Below are 18,527 nucleotides of genomic sequence, written 5' to 3'. Positions count from 1 at the left end.
GCTCGAGTCGGCCGAATGGCCGCGTCTTAAAGTCCATCCATGCTGAGTCGCCTACGCGCGGTGGCGACCAGCTTGTCGAACGAAAAGGCACTTGCGGCAAGCGCGGTGCTATCCGGAAAGTTATCGCGCGCAATGTCCGTCAACACCTGGCCCGGCGGCGCTTCGATCAGCACGCGGGCGCCCATTTCCTGCATCACGGTGAGCGCATCGAACCAGCGTACGGTGTGACGCATATTGGTCGCGAGATCGTCGCGAATGGCCTCTGCTGTGTACAGCGGGCGGCCGCCGCGATTGCCGATATAGGTAGCCTGTGGCGTCTGGAAAGGGACGTCTTTTGCGTACGCAACGAGTTCGTCCGTGGCATGTGCGAGCAGTTCGCAATGTGACGGCACGCTTACCGCAAGACGGACGGCTTTGCGTGCGCCTGCCGCCAAAGCGCGTTCAATGAAGGTGTCCAGCGCGCTATTCGCACCCGCCATGACGATCTGACGTGGCGCATTGACATTGCCAACGTAGACACGTTGATTGCCCGCATCCGCGTGTTGCGTGGCGAGTGTCTCCAGTTGGTGCTCGGTCAAACCCGACACGGCCGCGAGACCGTAGCCGGATGGGTACGCCGTCTCCATCAACTCGGCGCGTTTGCGAACCATCTTTAACGCGTCGCCAAAGTGAATCGCGCCGCAACTGACCGCCGCCGCGTACGCGCCCACCGACAAACCCGCGCTGATCTCCGGCAAGAGCTGTTCCTCTGCCAGTGCCCGCGTGATCGCCACGCCCGCGACGGTCAAACCGATCTGAACGGCTACGGTTGAGCGCAGGGCGTCTGGCGTGTCGAGGGCGAGTACGTCTATGTCGAGCACCTGAGACGCTTCTTCGAGTGTGCCGGTCACGGCGTGATGCTGCGGCAAGCGGTGCAGAAATCCGTCCGACTGCGCGCCCTGGCCGGGAAACAGAAGGGCCAGCATCAGGGATTGCCGTGAGCGGGCGCCCACGGATCGCTAACCAGCTGCGGCCCGCGAGCATGGCGCGCCATTACACGTGCCTTGTCCGCTGCCCACTCGGCCAGCGCAACGCCGCCTGCGGGCGTTTCCAGTTGCACATCCACACGAATGCCGGCGCGTTGCGCGGTCGCTTGAAGATAGTCCAGCAACTGAATGGCGGCGTGACGCGGAAGTTTATCCGGCGCGCGAATCAGCAGATCGAGATCGCTCGAGAACGTGACCGTGGGAGTCTGCGTTGCCAGCTCAAAACCTGCGCTGCCGGTTGGGCCCCAATCGAATCCGACCAATGCACCGGCCGTGTCGCGTCGTAGTGCAGCAAGGGTCGCGAAAGTCGGCAACGCATTGCGCGACGCAAGCGGGCTGCGTCGCGCCAACGCTTCCGGCGGCACGGCGATTTCAATATCGTCCCGGTGCACCCACGTGCCGTAACGCTGCGATCGCTCCGTACCGCGCAAGCCGATCGCCACGAAGCCGTCAGCGGCCAGTGCGCGTCGCACAACCGCATACGGCGCGCGCTCGAAAGCCCGACGAACCCATGCCGGCTCGCCGTCAAACTGTGGCAAGCGGTGCAAGCGCAGCAGATCATGCGGCTGCCAGCGCGCGTCGAACGACAGCGCGTGATCGGCTGCAAACGGCGGCGCTGCGCAGACCTGCATTACACGGCATCCCATTGTTCGGCGAGACGCCGCCGCACTTCGATCGACGCCGCGCGATTCTTTTGAGCCGCAGCCGATTCCAGGCGATGCGACAGATCGCGGCCGCCAGCGCGCGCGCTGCGGATCTGTTCGGTCAACACCTGACGCACGCGCTCGATTTGCGCGGCATCGGGCGCGTCGGCGTCGATGCCTTCGATCAACTGATCGAGCAGGCCAAGCTTGGCGAACGACGCCATCGAGTAGGACATCGGCACAATGGTTTCGCCGAGCGCGTCGAGTGCTTCGACGGTGCGCCGCGTAACGCGTGCGGCCGCTTCCTTGCCCATTGCATGAACCATCGTGCCCGGCGCGTCGAGTGCGACGATCCGGTTGGCCTGATAGCCGTGCGCGAGGAACGCGCCCGACATAGCCGGCCCAACGATCAGCGCGATCACGGGATGCCCGGCATCGCGCGCCGATGCATATGCATCGACCGCGGCGGCGCAGGCGAGGTGAACGCCGAGCATCTCTTCGCGGTAACCGTACGCCTGGCTTTTCACATCGACGATCGCGACGATCGGGCGGCGCGTACCGCTCACTTTGTCCTGCGCGATGACCTCGCGTACAGCGCGTGCGAGCAGCCAGCCTTGTTCGAGACCGACGACGTTATCGGTCGCACGCGGAAAGCGATTGTCGGGGTCGGGGACGACCGCAATGAAGTGCGCGGTCTCGCCGCCGAGCGACGCGTCGCCGCTCCATACAGGCGCTTTACCGGACGTTTCACCGGCAAGTGCATGGAACCAGCGCGCGCCGCGGCTGAGGGTGGCATCGCTCATGCCTGCTCCTTGCGCGCGTTGTTCTGCGCATGTGGGTTGTACACGTCACGCATCGTTTCCGGCGTCACGCTGGCCGGGTCGATTCGCGCGAGACGGTTGAGAAAGACGTCGACCTGTTCGCTGCGATGTGCAGCCGGCAGCCCTTGAATGAATGCTGAGCGCACGGCGGCGCGCACCGCGTCGGCATCGTCGTCGACCAGTTGATCGGCGAGCGCGGTCGCATCCCGTTGTTCGCCGCCAATCAACTGCCACACGCGGCGCCGATCGCTCGCGTCGAGTTCTTCGATACCGGCTTCCTGTTCGATCACTTCGGGGCCGTTCATGCCGAGCCGTCCCTGCTTCGTCACGACGAGATACGAGCACAAGGCCGCCGCGAGCGACATACCACCAAAGCAGCCGACCATCCCCGCGATTACGCCGACCACCGGCACATGCCGGCGCAACGCGACGATCGCGGCCTGAATCTCGGCAATCACAGCGAGGCCGAGGTTAGCTTCCTGCAACCGCACGCCGCCGGTTTCGAACAGCACGACAGGGCGGACGATCTTGCCGCGTTCGCAGTCGCGCAAGGCCATGTCGAGCGCGGCGGCGATCTTGCTGCCCGACACTTCGCCGATGCTGCCGCCCTGGAACGCAGACTCGATCGCGGCGACCACGGCCGGCTCGCCATCGATGGTGCCGCGTGCGATCACACAGCCGTCATCCGCCTGGCAGACGACACCTTGCAGCGGCAGCCACGGCGATTCGATCTTGTCGAACGGTCCGAGCAGTTCGCGGAACGTGCCGGCGTCGAGCAGCGAGCGGGCGCGTTCGCGGGCGGGCAGTTCGATAAAGCTTTCGCGCAGCATCGGCGCGGGGTGGGCGGTGGCGACAGTAGTCATGCGGCGTCTCCCTGTTCCGCCGCTTCAATGGCCTCCGCGAGCCGCAGCGCGACGACGCCCGGTGTCGCACCGAAGTCGTTGATTTCGATTTGCGCTGCGCCGTCGTAGCGCGTGAAGAAGCGGTCGAGCACGCTCTTCCAGATGTGGCCGTAGCCGTCGACGCTGGTCCGCACGACCACATGCGCGCTCAGGGCAGCGCTTTTTTCTGACGGCGACAGCAACACTTCCAGATCGCCCGAACCGACCACGCCGACGTGCGCGCGGGTCGTGACGGCGCGTTGCGCCGGATAGTCGAAGGTCAGATGTTCCATGAGGCTGAGCTCCCGCCGGCGTCGTGATGCGCCAGCATATCGAGAAAGAGGGTGGCGGCGAGCAGATCGGCTGCGCCGCCTGGGGATGCATTGAGTGACAGCAAAGCGTGTTCGAGTGCCACGAGGGCGGTGTGCCCATCCGGCGTCGAGCTGCCGCCGGCTTGCAGCACGCGGCGCGCGCCGTGTTGCGCGGCGTGCAAACCGGGCAAACCCGCGCGATGCAGCAGACAGGTGTCGTCGAGCGACACCATGATCGAGAGCAGGGCGTCGATACGCGCGGCGTTTTCGTCGACGCCTTGGGTTCGCGCTGCGAGTAAAGCGGGTAAGCCGATCTCGATGACATGCGGGAAACCGTCTTGTGCTTCACGGCGTGCTCCGCCGACCTGGTAGCGCTGCCGCGCACGCTCGCCGTGACTATCGGCGGGGGCGGCGAAACGATCGGGGAAACAGGCAGTTTGTGCGGCGAGCATGCAGACGTACGAAGCGTTCAGACGCGTGGCGCTGCCTGACATCGAAGCACCGGCCACCAGCAGGCCGACGATCCAGATTGCACCGCGATGTGCGTTACTGCCGCCGGTGGCGTGCAGCATGTCCTGCTCGCCGGCGCGGCCGATTTGCGCGAGTTCCGCACGCAATAGCGCGGAAGGTTCAGCGCGGCGGCGCGCTGTGCGTGCGAGTGCTGCGAAGGTCGGTTCAAGCGCGCGTGCCGAGCGCAGCATGGTGGCGAGATCGAGGTCGCGATGCGCACCGCTGCCGCGCCGGTCGACCAGCGCGGGTTTCGGCGTGAGCTGTGCTTCTTCGATGAGTGCGGACACCGCGAAGCGCGCGAGCTGCACATCGGATGGTGCTGCCCGTACCCTAAGCGCCGGCCTTTCTACCGTCCCTGTACTTCTCTCAGTCAGCACGGCAGCACGGGACGCGAGTTCCGCCTTCGCCTCCGGCATGGCGTCGGCCTCGCACTCGAGCAAAACAGCGGGCGCCATCGTTACCAGCTCCTGAAGCGGGCCGGTGGCTCGTACAGGCCACCCGACCACGTCACCAGATCGTCGATGCTGCGTGCGGCCAGCAACGAGCGCTTCGCTTCACCGCGTCGAATGCCGAGATCTTCCGGATACGCGACGATGCCACGTCGGCGCAATTCGGCCGTTTTCTCCGGCTTCGCGCGCAGCCCGATCGGCGTGACACCGGCTACTGCGGCCAACGCCGCTCGCCGCTCGTCGATCCCTTCGGCTTTGTGCAGATGCGCGATGCCTTCCTCGGTAACGACGTGGCTCACGTCGTCGCCATAGATCATTACGGGCGCGATCGGCATGCCGCTCTTCGCGCCGACCGCGACCGCATCGAGTTCATCGACGAAAGTCGGCTCGCCGCCTTTCTTGTAGGTTTCGGCCATCTGCACGACCAGCTTCTGTCCACGCGACACCGGACCCTGATCCTTCAGCAGCTTGAGCCATGCTTCGCTCGAATGACGCCGGCCGCGCGGATCGTGGCCCATATTCGGTGCGCCGCCGAAACCGGCGAGACGCCCACGCGTGACCGTCGACGAATTGGCGTCCGCGTCGATCTGCAAAGTCGAGCCGATAAACAGATCGACGCCGTATTGACCGGCCAGTTGGCACAGCACACGGTTCGAGCGCAGGCTGCCGTCGTTGCCGGTGAAAAAGATGTCAGGGCGCGCTTCAATGTACGCCTCCATGCCGACCTCACTGCCGAAACAATGGATGCTGTCGACCCAACCGGATTCGATCGCGGGGATCATGGTGGGGTGCGGATTGAGCGTCCAGTTGCGGCAGATCTTGCCTTTCAGACCGAGCGATTCGCCGTAGGTGGGCAGGAGCAATTCGATCGCTGCCGTATCGAAGCCGATGCCGTGATTCAGCGATGTCACGCCGTACGGCTCGTAGATGCCGCGAATCACCATCATCGCGGTGAGCACCTGCAGGTCACCGATATGGCGCGGATCGCGTGTGAAGAGCGGCTCGACGGCGAAGGGCCTGTCTGCCTCTACGACCACGTCGACCCACGAACCCGGAATATCGACACGCGGCAGTTCATCGACGATCTCGTTGACCTGCACGATCACGATGCCGTGCCGGAACGCGGCGGCTTCGGCGATGGTCGGCGTGTCCTCGGTGTTCGGACCGGTGTACAGATTGCCGTGACGGTCGGCCTTTTCCGCGCACAGCAGCGCGACGTGCGGCGTGAGATCGACGAACATCCGCGCGTACAACTCGACGTACGTGTAGATCGAGCCGATTTCGAGTTGTCCGTCTTCGAGCAGTTGCGCGACGCGCAAACTTTGCGGCCCCGCAAACGAGAAATCGACCTTGTGCGCGATGCCGCGCTCGAACAGCGTCAGATGTTCAGGACGGCCGATGCTCGATATCAGCAGATGCACGTCGTGGATTTTTTGCGGATCCACCTTGGCGAGCGCGCGCGACAGGAAGTCGGCCTGTTTCTGGTTGTCGCCTTCGAGGGCGACGCGGTCGCCCGGCTGAATCAGTGTTTCGAGGGCGTCGACGATACGGTTGGTCGGCAGGACGCCGTCTTCCAGCCACGGTGCGATGGCCGCGAGGCGACGGTTCTTTTCGTCGCGGCGCGTGGTCCAGGAGCGTGCGGTGGTGGAAGCTTCGGTGGCTTCGGCGGATCGGTTCATCGGCGGATTCAGCTCCCGGTGGTGGTGCGCGTGCGTCTGGTGCGCGGCTTGGGTTGATTCGCAAGCGCGGCTTCCGCCTGCGCGCGGTCGGTCAGGAAACGATGGAGCAGGTCGCCGGTGCCGAGCAGATGCGCGACAACCAGCGACTGTGCAGCGGGAATATCACGACGTTCTACGGCCTCGAGCAAGGCGGTGTGTTCGTTGTCCGACTCGCCCTTGTACGACGGCAAACCGAACTTCAGGCGCAGATACCGTTCGCCGCGCCGATGCAGCGTGCCGATCATGTCCTCAAGTTGCGGACGGGCAGCGGGCGCATACAGGCTCATATGAAACGCCTCATTGCGCCCGACGTACAACGACGGGTCCGACTCGCGTTCGGCGGCACGGCAGAGGGCGGCGGATTCGCGCAGCGTGGCGGCGGTGTGCTTCGGAATCGCGAGGCCGATGGCGAGGCTCTCCAGCGCGGAGCGAATCTCATAGATTTCGCGCGCTTCGTCCGCCGACAACGGCGCGACGGTCGCGCCTTTATGCACGGCGGCTCTCGCCCAGCCTTCGCTTTCGAGCTGGCGCAAGGCCTCGCGCACGGGAATTGCGCTGACTGAGAAATGCCGCGCGATCGCGTCCTGCCGCAGCGGTGCGCCAGGCGCCAGCGTGCCGTCGACAATCGCCGCGCGCAGGGCCTCCGCGATCACACGGGACGTGCTCTCACGGGGCGCCGCCGCGGGTAAAAGCGGGCTGCGCGCCGGGGCATCCAGGGGAAAACCATCTATTGCGTCGCTCATGATATTGAATATTATATATGAAATTGCGCACTTAACAGGCGGGCAAACCCGGAAAATTTTTCACTGCCCGGCGGCCTGCGATGTCCTCTCACCGTTATACGAGGCACATCGATCCGCTAGCAAGCGCGCCATATCGTTGTTCCCTTTATGTAAGCCACGTATGACAACCGCAGGGCCGGAGGAGCATGATGAATTCACTAACCGACCGCACGCCGGTCGTTCGGCGCCGCACGCCGCTCAATCGTTCGCAGATCGCAGGATTTTGGGGAGCATGGGCCGGCTGGACGCTCGACGGGATGGACTCGTTCATCTACGCGCTCGTTTTGACGCCGGCGTTGACTGAATTGTTGCCGCGCTCCGGGTATGCCGCGACGCCGGCGAATGTGGGCCTCGCCGGTTCGATTCTGTTCGCGCTGTTTCTGGTGGGCTGGGGGCTGTCGTTCATCTGGGGACCGCTGGCGGATCGCTTCGGCCGCACCAAGGTACTGGCGGGCACCATTTTCACGTTCGCCATTTTCACGGGACTTGCCGCCACCTCGCACAACGTGTGGGAGCTCGCCATCTATCGCTTCATTGCCGGGGTCGGCATTGGCGGCGAGTGGGCGCTGGCGGGGACTTATGTGGCCGAGTCATGGCCGGAAGATCGCCGCAAGATGGGCGCCGGGTATCTGCAAACGGGCTATTACGCTGGGTTCTTTCTGGCGGCCGCGCTCAACTACACGATCGGCGTGCACTACGGCTGGCGCGCAATGTTCCTGACCGGCGCGGTGCCGGTGGTGGTCGCGATTCTGGTGCTGCTGCGCGTGAAGGAATCGGAGAAGTGGGAAAAGGCGGACGCGAGTGCCGCGCGCGCCAAACCGCTGCGCGAAATTCTCGGGCCGACCTATCGGCGCCGCACGTGGGTTGCGTGCATTCTGCTGACGATCGCGATTATCGGTTTGTGGGCCGGCGCGGTTTACGAACCGTCGGCTGTGATCCAGTTGGCGACGAAAGCCGGTATGGCGAAGAACGATGCGATCCGGACGGCGTCGCTGGCAACCGGCTTGCTGTCGATTTCGACGATTCTCGGCTGTCTCGCGTTGCCGCCGCTGGCTGAGCGGATCGGCCGCAAGAAGACGCTGGCGATTTACTTTCTCGGCATGGCCGTGGCGATTGCCGGCAGTTTCGGCTGGGCGTTTTATCTGCCGAATGGGCTTGCGCCATTTATTGCGTGGCTCTGCGTGCTGGGTTTCTTCGGTGGCAATTTCGCGCTGTTCAGCTTGTGGCTGCCGGAGCAGTTCGAGACCCGCGTACGGGCCACGGCGTTTGCGTTCTGCACGTCGTTCGGACGGTTTGTTGGGGCCGGTGTGAACTTTCTGCTGGGTGCGGCGGTGCTGCATATGCATACGCTGGGCGTGCCGGTGGCGCTCACGGCGCTGGCGTTTATCGTGGGACTGTTCGTGATTCCGTTTGCGCCGGAGACGAAGGGGGAAGTGTTGCCGCAGTGAGCTGTTTTCACTACGACGACTGAAACGAAAAACCGGGCGCAATGCCCGGTTTTTCGTTTAACGCATCAACGCGTGCAGCACACGCCACGCATTACGCCCCTCACATATGCCATCTTGCCGATACCGTCAGCGTACGCGGCGCTCCCGGCATGTTGTACATATCCGCGTTGCCGTGCGCCGCGATGAAGTACTTGCGGTCGAACAGATTATCCAGCGTCAATGCCACGTCCACGTTCTTGCCGTGATACCCCGCGCCGAGATCGAACGTCACGAAAGAAGGCAACGTGACCGCGTCGCTCGCAGAGGTATAGCGTGCCGATTGGAACTGCGCACCGCCGGCCGCGTAGAACCCGTACTTCAGATCGCGCTTGATCCACACGCTTGCGCTATGACGCGGCATCAGACCCGGCGTGTTGTTGTGCAGTACCAGTCCGGCTGAACTCGCTTGCGGCGAACCGTCGACGTTTCCGTTCAGGTACGCATACCCCGCATACACGGACCACTTGGGCGCGATTTCACCCGTCGTCGACAGTTCCAGCCCACGCACGTGCTGCGTGCCGATCGGCAGTGCGTAAGTCGGGTTGGACGGATCGGCGATCTGCTGATTGGTCTGCTTCATGTCGAACAGCGCGACACTCGCGCTCGCGCGGCCCAGATCGAACTTCGAGCCGATTTCGAAGCTGGTGGTCTTTTGCGGCGCCAGCGCCGAACCGTTGGCAAACGCGCCGCTGCTGATCAGCGTATCGGCGAGCGGCGAGAACGACTGGCTATACGACGCGTACAGCGACACCCAGTCGAGCGGTTCGTAAATCAGGCCGATACGCGGACTCCACGCGCGATCGGTGCGGTCCAGATTCACGTGCGCCGAGGTGTAGTCGTTGCGGGTCTGCGTCAGATAGTCGAAGCGCAGGCCAGCAAGAATCTTCCAGTGCTCGGTCAGCGAGATCAGGTCCTGCGCGTAGACGCCGGCAAGTCCCAGCACGGTCGATGCATTCGTCTTCGCCGCCGTGCCCGGCTTCACACCCGGCAAATCGATGAGTTGCGGATCGTACAGGTTGTACGTTGCGACCTTGTTGGTCGAGTAGATGGTGTCGAATTTCTGCTGTTGCGACAGCTCGACGCCGTACAGCAGTTCGTGCTTCATGCCGAACAGCGTCGTTTTCTGCGTGAGTTCGAACAGGCCGTCCACGCCGTGATCCTGGCGGAAGCGGGTGCTTTGATCGAGCGTGACGACCGGATTCGTCGCCGTCTTGATCGGCTCATACGTCACGTAGTTTTTGCGTTCGAGCGAGAAGTCATACGCGCGCACCGCAGTGTGCAGCGATAGCGAATCGTTGAAGCGGTGATCGAGCGACACAGTCGCGCTCTTCGCATCGACATCGTTATAAGACGTGTTCGCGGCGTCGGCCGACCCGTAGTACGTGTTGATCGGCACGTTGACCGGCCGCCCGAGATAGGCGGGCAGGCCTTGGTCCGAGGTACGGCGGTCGTGCAGATAATCGGCTTCGATATTGAGGATGGTGTCCTTATCGATGCGGAATTGCGCGGACGGCGCCACGGCCTGGCGATTCAACTGGAACTGGTCGCGAAAGCTGTTCGAGTTTTCGGCAGCGCCGGTGATGCGAAAACGCGCGGCGTCGTTCGCATTCCAGCCGAGATCGAATTCGCCGCGCCGTTCGCCTTCGGTGCCGAGCGTCACGCCCACAGCTTGCTGTGGATTCGCCGTCGGCTTCTTCAGTACGCGGTTGATCAGGCCGCCGGCCGAGCCGCGTCCATAGAGCACGGCCGCGGGCCCCTTCAGCACGTCGACGCGTTCGACGTTCGATAGATCGCGATAGTAGAGCGCGTCGTCACGAATGCCGTCGACGTATTGATCGGTGATGTTGTTGAAACCGCGCAGGGTGATCTGGTCGCGCTGACCATCGCCGACCGAAAAGCCGATGCCCGGCACATTGCGCAACGCGTCCTGCAGCGAGGTCGCGTTCTGTTCGTCGAGCAGCGCGCGCGGCACGACGTTGACCGTCTGCGGCACGTCCATCAGCGACATGTTCATCTTCGTCGCGGTGTTCGAGGTGCTCGAATCGTACGAGCGGTCGGCCGCGGCCTTGACGGCGATGGCGGGCAGCGTGCTGTCGGCCGAGCCGGCAGCGGCTGTAGCTTCCTGCGCCAGCAAAGGTTTGGCGCTGGCAAGAGAGGTGGCGAGCAGCAGCGCTCGGTAAGTATTCTTTTTGACGTTCATGGCGACGTTCTTCGAGTATGGATCGGTGGTGTTTTTGGTTTTGGAGTACAGCGGAAGCGGTGCTACAAAAACGCGAGGCGGGCGCAAAACGAGGCGCAAGCAGGCGCGCACGGCGAGGCAAAGCCCGTGTGGTCAGTCAGGCGAGACGAAGTGGTGATTTCCCCTGTTGCTGTTGAATGAATTCGAAAATCGAAACGGCCGGGGCGCCGGGTGTCAACGCGAGATGCGCTGGCGTGACATCGGCTGCCTCGGAATGGCATGTCGATGTGGGGATGGGGGGTGCAGCGGAAGCCGGGTCAGTGCCCGGCTTGTAATATTTGGAAAGTATAAACGAGAACGATTCTCGACTGTGCGGGATGAATGGAAAATGTGGGGTTTTTTGCAGGGATTTTCTCGACGAAACGAAAGCAACCGCCGGGAACGCGCGCTGTCGCCAGGAGACGGGCAGCAGCGGGCAGCCGGCATGCAACCCGTCTGGCGCCGCCGGCCCACTGCCTAAAGCTCAATCGGCGTGACGCCGCGCACGTGCGCCGGGGCGCAACATCGAAAGCAGCGGCCAGCCGAGATTCACACCGAGACTCGCGATGACGATCAATGCCATGCCCGCGAGTTGCGCCAGCGACAGCGCCCGCCCATATACAACCGCATCGACCACGATCGCCGTCAGCGGATAGACGAACAGCAGCACGGCGATGATCGGCGTGGTCAGTTTCGGCAGCGCGCCGTAGATCAGCACGTATGACAAGCCCGTATGCAGCACGCCCATGCCGATCAGCCAGAACCACTGCATCGGCCCGATATGCACGGCGGTAAGCGGCGCAATAAACGGCAGGCACACCACGCCGACCGCGCATTGCGCGAGCGTCAGCAGATGCGGCCGCAAATTGCCGAGTCCTTTGGCGATCAGCGTGACGCCTGCATACAGCACCGAGCCTGCCAATGCTTCGCCGATACCGATCAGATAGCTCGTATGCCCCTGCAGATTCGCGGTGGCCGCGACGCCCGAGGCCAGAACAAGCCCGACGAACGCGGTTGCGATCCAGCCGAGCCGGTCGACGCCAAGGCGCTCGTTGAACAGCGCCGCGCCCATTAGCACGACCCAGAACGGCTGCACATGAAACACCACGGTCGCCACCGCAATGCTGGTGCGATGAATCGCATCGAAGAAACCGACCCACTGCGTGACCATCAACACGCCGGAGAACAGCGCAAGCGCGACGGTGCGCCGCGTGAAATGCGCGCGTGTGAAGAAGCCTTTCCACGCGCAATACGCCGCGAGCGAAAGGAAACCGAACAGACAGCGAAAGAACACCAGCGTCAGCGCGCCGAGCCGCGCTTCTTCGACAAAGATACCGAGCGTGCCCATCAAAAGCCCGCCGCTGGCCAGCGTAATGGCGCCTTGTTGACGTTGGGTGAGGGACATGCGAAGCGGCTCCGGAAGTGGGTCACATAAGGTGGAGTCACAAGTATTGCGCGCCTTGCGCGGCACGGACAAACGAATTAAATTGAGAAATTCCATAAGCTGGATTGATAAATCATGCACCCCGAATTCGACGTCGATTTGCTGCGCACCTTCGTCGCGGTGGTGGAAACGGGCAGTTTCACGAAGGCTTCGACGACCGTGCATCGCTCGCAGGCCGCGGTCAGCATGCAGATCAAGCGGCTCGAAACCATGCTCGGCACCACGCTGTTCGCCCGCAATACGCGCAATCTCTCACTGACGCGGCCCGGCAATACGCTGCTCGAATACGCGCGGCGCGTGCTGGCGCTGCATGAGGAGGCGTGGTCGGCGATCGTGCGGCCCGAGGTGACCGGGCGCGTGGTGCTGGGCGCACCGGACGACTACGCGTCGTCGCTGCTGTCGCCGGTGCTGCGGCGCTTTTCGAATCTGTATCCGCACGTTGAGATCGAGATCGTCTGCGCGCAAAGCACGTCGCTCGCGCCGATGCTGGCGGATAACAAGATCGATCTCGCCTTCGTCACGCGTGACCGCAAATTGCGGGGCGAATTCGTGCGCAGCGAGCCGATGGTGTGGGTGGGGGCGTCGGTGGATACGCCGGTGCTGGCGGCATCACCTTTGCCCGTTGGGCTTTACGAGCCGGGTTGTATCGCGCGGCAGCATACGCTGGCTGCGCTGGACGGCGCACGTATTCGCTATCGGGCTGCGTTTAGCAGCGCGAGTCTGATGGGCTTGGTGGCTACGGTGGACGCAGGGCTTTCGGTGGTCGCACTCACGCGTTGCAGCGTGCCGTCGCGGCTGGCGATTCTCGGCGAAGCGCAAGGCTTGCCGAAGATCGCACCGGTGGAAATCGTGGTAGCGCGCAGCGCCAAATCGGATCGGCCGACGTGCGATTATCTGGCCGCGCAGATGGTGCAGGATTTGTCGCTGCGCCCGCAGGGGCGCGGAGCGGCGGCGTCCGCGTAGTCTCTACCGGCTCGCCTGGCGCGCGGTAGTTTGAAAGCGCGCCGCTCAGCCCCGCGGATAAGCGGTCACCTCGCCATCCACAGCGAGCCGCACGTGTTCGCCCGGCCGCGGCGACAGATAACCCGGCACGCGAGCGCGCACCACGGTCCGTGCGCCGGACTGTAATTGCAGCGCGACGCCCGCGTCCTGCCCCTGAAAAATCACTTCCTGCACGATGGCGTCATAAGACGCCACGCCATTCGGCATCGTTTCTTCAGCGCGCAGCAGACGGATCTGTTCAGGCCGCACCATCACATCGACCGGGCCATTGCCCATCGGCGCGCACAGCGGCAAGTCACCGAGCTCGCAGTCGACGCGATCCTGCTTGACCACGCCAGGCAACAACACTGCTTCGCCGACGAACGAAGCGAGTTCACGCGTCACTGGCCGGCGGTACAGCGTTTCCGGCGTCGCTGTCTGGATCAGCCGGCCGTTCCACAGCACCGCGACCTCATGCCCGAGCGACAACGCTTCCGATTGATCGTGCGTGACAAGAACAGCAGTTGCGCCCGCCGCGGCCAGGGCGCTGGCCACCGCTTGCCGCGTTTCGAGTCGCAAGGCGGCGTCGAGCGAGGAGAAAGGTTCGTCGAGCATCACCAGGGTCGGCGACGGCGCGAGCGCGCGAGCCAACGCCACACGCTGCTGCTGACCGCCCGACAATTGCTGCGGCGCACGCGTGCCGAAGTTCGCCGGCAAGCCGACCAGCTCCAGCAATTCAGCCACACGATGACGTGCGCGCCGCTGCGTCCGTGGCAAGCCGAACACGATGTTGTCCGCCACGGACAGATGCGGAAACAGCGCGCCTTCCTGCGGCACGTAGCCGATGCGGCGCTGCTCTGAAGGCACATGCAGGTTGTCGCCGGCCACGCGGCGGCCGTCGATTTCGACGCTGCCGCTATCCGCGCGTTCGAAGCCGCACAACAGACGCAGCAAGGTGGTTTTGCCGCTGCCGGACGGTCCGAGCAGCGCGAGCAGCGTGCCGCGCTCGACGGAGAGATCGATGCCGTGCAGCACCGGATGGCCGTCGAACGATTTTTGCAGGCCGCGGATACGAAGTTCGCTCATGAAAATCCGATGGAAAAAGCGGGCGAGGGCGCGCGGCGTTCAGCTGCGCTCGCCGAGTAATGCCGATTTGCCGAGCAATGCGAACAGGAGGCCGGAGGCGAACAGCGAAATGCCGGTGAGCAACGCCGCATAGGGCGCGGCGGCGGCGAAAGCCATTGTCGACGTGTCGGCCCACACCTGGGTCGCGAGAGTTTGCGTGTCGATGGGAGAGAGCAGCAGCGTCGCATTCAACTCGGTGACGACCGAGATGAACACCATCGCCGCGGCCGCGCCGAGCCCAGGGCCCGCGAGCGGCAACACCACGCGGAACAGGGTCTGCGACCAGGTCAGGCCGAGAGCGCGCGCAGTCTCTTCAAGGCGCGGCTGCGCCTGCATGAAGGCGGCGCGCACGCTCACCAGCGCCACGGGCATGAAGAGCATCGCGTAGGCAATCACCAGCAGCGTCGCGCTTTGATAAAGCGGCTGCAGCGCGTGCACCGCGAGCGACACGATGGCCAGCGCGATCACCAGCCCCGGTATGCCTTGCGCCAGAAACACGGTGCGTTCGAACAGCGTCGCGAAACGCGTCGGATAGCGCACCAGCAGAAACGCGAGCGGCACGACTAGCAGCGTGGTCAGCAATGCGGCGGCGAGCCCGAAACCGAGCGACGAGATCGTCGCGTTGAACAGAAGTTCGGGCGAGACGTCGGCCGGTGTGACGGCGGCCGCGCCCGGTTGCGTAAGCCAGAAGCCGATCATGCCGAGCGGCACACCGAGCGTTGCGATCGCCAGCGCGGCAAAACCGGCGACGACAACCCAGCGCCATGCGCCAAGGTCGTAGCGCAACACCGCGCGACGTGTGCCGCGATCGACGCGTTCATAACGCGCCGCGCCGCGTACCCGAAACTCGAACGCCAGCACGACGAGGCAGATCACGATCAGCAGACACGCGAGCAGCGAAGCGCCGCCGCCATCGAAACTGGTGCGGTATTCCGCGTAGATCTGCGTGGTAAAGGTGCGAAAGCGCAGCAGCGTAAACGCGCCGAATTCGGATAGCACACCGAGCGCCACCAGCAGCATGCCGCCGAGCAGCGCAGGGCGCAGTTGCGGCAGCACGACGCGAATAAACGTGGTCCAGCGATTGCAGCCGAGCGCGCGCGCGCTTTCTTCGAGCGCCGGGTCCATGCTGCGCAACGCCGCAGCGACGGGAAGATAGACGAGCGGGAAATACGCGGAGCTCAGCACCAGCAACGCGCCATTGAAGTCCTGCAAATCCAGGCTCAGCGACACCCAGGCATAGCTCGAGATAAAGGCCGGCATCGCGAGCGGTGCAGCGGCGAGCACGGCCCAGACGCGACGCCCCGGCAAATGCGTGCGTTCGACAAACCAGGCGGCCGCCGTGCCGACGACAGCGCAGACGAGCGTAGCGGATACGGTGATCAGCAGCGTGTTGACCAGCAGTTCGCCGACCAGCGGCCGGAAGATCAGATCGACCGCCTCACCGATGCCGAAGCTCGCCGCACGCCAGAAGGTAAACGCAATCGGCAGCAACACCAGCAAAGCGCTGAGTGCTGCTGCCGCGAACAAACCGCGCGGCGCGCGCGAACGGGCGCGCGCCGGGGCGGGGGTTACAGCCGGAGGTCCGGCTGACACGGCATCGCTCATTTACAGCAAGCCTGCCTGGCGCAGCAGTTTGCCTGCCTGGCTGTCGTCGCCGAGTTGCTGGATCGTCAGCGCCGGCGGGCTCAGTTCAGTGAAGGGCTTGAGGATCGGGTCTGGTGCAACGCCTGCGTGCAGCGGATACTCGAACATGACGTGGCTCTTCGCCATCAAGTCCTGCGCGCGTTCGCTGACCAGATAGGCCAGAAACTTCTGCGCGCCGTCCGTGTTGTGGGCCGACTTCAGCACCGCTGCGCCCGACACGTTCACCATCGCGCCGGCGTCGCCGTTGCCGAAGTGATAGATCGCGCTGCGGGTTTTCGCATCGCCGAGTTCGGCGTGCAGACGCGCCCAGTAGTAGTTATTGATGATGCCGGTCGCGACGCCGCCGCGATTGACGGCTGCCACCACGCCTTCGTCGTCGTCGAAAATCTGCGAGTTGGCTTTCAGACCCTTCAGCCATGCGACGGTTTGCGCTTCGCCCTTCAACGCGAGCACGGCGCTCACCAGCGGCAGGAAGTCACTGTCGCTCGGTGCAATGCCGACCTTGCCTTTCCATTCAGGCTTGGCCAGGTCAAACAGCGATTGCGGCAGTTGCGATGCCTGCACCTTCGTCGTGTTGTAGGCCAGCACGCTTTCGCGCGCGGTCACGCCCACCCATGCGCCGGTCGGCGAGTTGAAGCGCGCCGGCACGGTGGCGAGCGTCGAGCCGTCCACCTTGTTCAGCAGGCCTTTCTCTTCGAGCAGCATCAGCTCAGGCGAATTTTCCGTGAAATACACGTCGGCAGGCGTCGCTGCGCCTTCCGCGACGATTTGCGCGGCCATTGCCGGACCTTCGCCGTTGCGGATCTTCACCGAAATGCCGGACTGCTTTTCGAAGTCCTTCGCGAGCAGATTGACGACCTGTTCGTGCTGCGCGTTGTACAGCGTGATCGATGCAGCGTGGGCCGTCGACGGCACCGTTGTGAGCGCTGCCAGCGTGAGGGCGGCGGCGCTGCTGACGAGGCGCAGGCGGGTGCCAAACCAGGAATGAGCCATGATCCTAAAATCCGTTAGAGATGTTGTTGTTAGTCTTCGAAGCGCCGCCAGCCTCATGGCCGGCGGTTTACTGCGGCCTGCATTACGTCTCGAACAGCCCCGCGCCGATATAAGAACCCGGCTTCGCGCCCGGCGGCACTGCGAACACCGCGCTGCCTACGTGCGTCGTGAACTGGTTCATCATGTCGAACTTCGCGAGCTTGTCGTTGATCGGAATGAAGCCGGTACGCGGGTCGCTCTGGTGAGCCACGAAAATCAGCCCCGCGTCGTATTCGGTTTCCTGACGCCATGGCGGCCAGCGCTCGATGTAGAAGTTCGTGCCGTCGTTGTACGAATAGGAGCGGCGCAGAATCTGCGCGCCGTTGTTGCTCGCCTGATTCGACAGACGCACATGCGAGTTCTCCGGAATCACCGGATTGCCGTCCTTGTCCTCTTCCTTCAGGTCCACGGCGTCGAACTCATTCTTCTTGCCGATCGGCGCGCCGCTGTATTTGTGGCGGCCGAACACCTGTTCCTGGAAGTCGACTTCCGTGTTGTCCCAGTGTTCGAGCGTGATGCGGATGCGCCGTACTACGGTGTAGGTGCCGCCTTCCATCCAGGGTGCGTCGGCGGTGGCGCCGGCCCAGACGAATTCGTTCATCAACTGCGGTTTCGCGGTCGACGGATTGTTGGTGCCGTCCTTGAAGCCCATCAGATTGCGCGGCGTCTGACCGCGCGGACCCGACAGGAAACCGGATTGGCCCCAACGCATCGCTGCGGTGCCGTACGCGAGACGCGCCAATTGCCGGACCGCATGAAACGCGACCTGCTGATCGTTCGCGCAGGCCTGGATAAACAGGTCGCCGCCGGTTTTTTCGGCGATGAGCTGGTCGCCGTTGAAGCGCGGCAGATCGACGAGCGCGGCGGGGCGGCGCGAGGCCAGACCGTAGCGGTCTTTGCCGTCCTTCGTGAACAGACCTGGGCCGAAACCGAACGTGATCGTCAGGCCGCATGGGCCGAGGCCGAGCACGTCGCCGGAATCGGGCGCGGCTTTGGCGTTGGTCGGGCTGTAGGCCGTGTCGTTCGCCTTGGCGTCAGCCTTGGTTTCGACCTGCGTATCAATCTTGGTGTCGGCCAGTGCCGTTTTCGCAGCCGCGCCAGTCGGCAGTGGACCGGCCGTGGCGCCTTGCGTCAGGCGCGCGGCGGCGTCGGTCCAGGCACGCAGCAGCGCGATCACGTCTTCGCGTTTCTCGGTCGTCAGATCGAGCGCGGCAACGTACGTGTGACTCTGCTGCGGCGTGACGATGCCGCCTTGATGCAAGCCGTAGAACGGCTCGACCGCCGTCTGCGGATCGGCACCGTGCGCCGGCGTCTTACCGAGCGCGGCCTGGGCGACGCCGGTCGCACCGAGGCTCGCGCCCGCTGCGACCGCGGCACTGCCGGCCTTCAGAAAACCGCGCCGTGAGGGCCGCGGGGGGTGATCGTTTGCCATGGTTCCTTCACCTTCATTTGGCC

General features: G+C 64.1%; 16 protein-coding genes. 2 read left to right on the top strand and 14 right to left on the bottom strand.

Annotated features, from left to right (window positions below; all coding sequences use genetic code 11):
- Nucleotides 1–26: 26 nt before the first annotated feature.
- The 8 genes from mdcH to M0D68_RS33280 are packed head-to-tail and all read right to left on the bottom strand — an operon-like array spanning nt 27 to nt 7,102.
- Nucleotides 27–965 carry a malonate decarboxylase subunit epsilon gene (mdcH, locus tag M0D68_RS33315; protein WP_266226547.1) on the bottom strand — a complete coding sequence of 313 codons (939 nt, stop codon included), beginning with the start codon at nt 963–965 and terminating at the stop codon, nt 27–29.
- Nucleotides 965–1,657, bottom strand: a complete 693-nt coding sequence (locus M0D68_RS33310) for a malonate decarboxylase holo-ACP synthase (RefSeq protein WP_256457860.1) — start codon at nt 1,655–1,657, stop codon at nt 965–967. The genes mdcH and M0D68_RS33310 overlap by 1 nt, the downstream gene beginning before the upstream one ends.
- Nucleotides 1,657–2,472, bottom strand: coding sequence for a biotin-independent malonate decarboxylase subunit gamma (gene mdcE, locus M0D68_RS33305; RefSeq protein ID WP_200620818.1), 816 nt, complete (start codon nt 2,470–2,472; stop codon nt 1,657–1,659). Before mdcE ends, M0D68_RS33310 begins: the two co-directional genes overlap by 1 nt.
- Nucleotides 2,469–3,353 carry a biotin-independent malonate decarboxylase subunit beta gene (locus tag M0D68_RS33300; RefSeq protein ID WP_266226544.1) on the bottom strand — a complete coding sequence of 295 codons (885 nt, stop codon included), beginning with the start codon at nt 3,351–3,353 and terminating at the stop codon, nt 2,469–2,471. The genes mdcE and M0D68_RS33300 overlap by 4 nt, the downstream gene beginning before the upstream one ends.
- Nucleotides 3,350–3,664 carry a malonate decarboxylase subunit delta gene (locus M0D68_RS33295; RefSeq protein ID WP_200620816.1) on the bottom strand — a complete coding sequence of 105 codons (315 nt, stop codon included), beginning with the start codon at nt 3,662–3,664 and terminating at the stop codon, nt 3,350–3,352. Before M0D68_RS33295 ends, M0D68_RS33300 begins: the two co-directional genes overlap by 4 nt.
- On the bottom strand, nt 3,652–4,647 hold the full coding sequence (locus M0D68_RS33290; protein ID WP_266226542.1) for a triphosphoribosyl-dephospho-CoA synthase: 996 nt from the start codon (nt 4,645–4,647) through the stop codon (nt 3,652–3,654). Before M0D68_RS33290 ends, M0D68_RS33295 begins: the two co-directional genes overlap by 13 nt.
- Nucleotides 4,648–4,649: 2 nt before the next feature.
- Complete coding sequence (gene mdcA / locus M0D68_RS33285; RefSeq protein WP_266226540.1) at nt 4,650–6,320, bottom strand: malonate decarboxylase subunit alpha; 1,671 nt, start codon at nt 6,318–6,320, stop codon at nt 4,650–4,652.
- 8 nt (nt 6,321–6,328) lie between these two features.
- Nucleotides 6,329–7,102 (bottom strand): GntR family transcriptional regulator, encoded by a 774-nt coding sequence (locus M0D68_RS33280; protein ID WP_200620814.1) that lies wholly within the window; start codon nt 7,100–7,102, stop codon nt 6,329–6,331.
- 188 nt (nt 7,103–7,290) lie between these two features.
- Between M0D68_RS33280 and M0D68_RS33275 the strand changes: the two genes are divergently transcribed.
- The gene (locus tag M0D68_RS33275; RefSeq protein WP_200653416.1) at nt 7,291–8,589 is read left to right on the top strand and encodes an MFS transporter; all 1,299 of its coding nucleotides are present in this window, start codon (nt 7,291–7,293) and stop codon (nt 8,587–8,589) included.
- Between the two features lie 100 nt (nt 8,590–8,689).
- Here the strand turns inward: M0D68_RS33275 and M0D68_RS33270 are convergent, their stop codons facing one another.
- Both M0D68_RS33270 and M0D68_RS33265 read right to left on the bottom strand, forming a co-directional pair.
- Nucleotides 8,690–10,828, bottom strand: coding sequence for a TonB-dependent siderophore receptor (locus M0D68_RS33270; protein ID WP_266226537.1), 2,139 nt, complete (start codon nt 10,826–10,828; stop codon nt 8,690–8,692).
- Nucleotides 10,829–11,330: 502 nt separating this feature from the next.
- Nucleotides 11,331–12,251 (bottom strand): DMT family transporter, encoded by a 921-nt coding sequence (locus tag M0D68_RS33265; RefSeq protein WP_093646358.1) that lies wholly within the window; start codon nt 12,249–12,251, stop codon nt 11,331–11,333.
- A 114-nt stretch (nt 12,252–12,365) separates the two neighbouring features.
- Between M0D68_RS33265 and M0D68_RS33260 the strand changes: the two genes are divergently transcribed.
- On the top strand, nt 12,366–13,253 hold the full coding sequence (locus M0D68_RS33260) for a LysR substrate-binding domain-containing protein (RefSeq protein WP_211707556.1): 888 nt from the start codon (nt 12,366–12,368) through the stop codon (nt 13,251–13,253).
- Between the two features lie 45 nt (nt 13,254–13,298).
- On the opposite strand, the gene M0D68_RS33255 is transcribed toward M0D68_RS33260, so the two are convergent.
- The 4 genes from M0D68_RS33255 to M0D68_RS33240 all read right to left on the bottom strand — a co-directional run bounded on the left by M0D68_RS33255 (nt 13,299) and on the right by M0D68_RS33240 (nt 18,504).
- Complete coding sequence (locus tag M0D68_RS33255; protein WP_266226536.1) at nt 13,299–14,357, bottom strand: ABC transporter ATP-binding protein; 1,059 nt, start codon at nt 14,355–14,357, stop codon at nt 13,299–13,301.
- Nucleotides 14,358–14,396: 39 nt separating this feature from the next.
- A complete protein-coding gene (locus M0D68_RS33250; protein ID WP_266226534.1) occupies nt 14,397–16,001 on the bottom strand; it encodes an iron ABC transporter permease in 1,605 nt (534 codons plus the stop codon).
- Nucleotides 16,002–17,033, bottom strand: coding sequence for an iron ABC transporter substrate-binding protein (locus M0D68_RS33245; protein WP_093646367.1), 1,032 nt, complete (start codon nt 17,031–17,033; stop codon nt 16,002–16,004).
- A gap of 82 nt (nt 17,034–17,115) precedes the next feature.
- Nucleotides 17,116–18,504, bottom strand: coding sequence for a Dyp-type peroxidase (locus M0D68_RS33240; RefSeq protein ID WP_093646370.1), 1,389 nt, complete (start codon nt 18,502–18,504; stop codon nt 17,116–17,118).
- Nucleotides 18,505–18,527 lie beyond the last annotated feature (23 nt).

Origin of the sequence: Paraburkholderia sp. SEWSISQ10-3 4 (assembly GCF_030464785.1) — a bacterium.
In the GTDB taxonomy this organism is placed as follows: Bacteria; Pseudomonadota; Gammaproteobacteria; order Burkholderiales; family Burkholderiaceae; genus Paraburkholderia; species Paraburkholderia aspalathi.
This window is presented reverse-complemented; position numbering and strand designations above follow the sequence as displayed.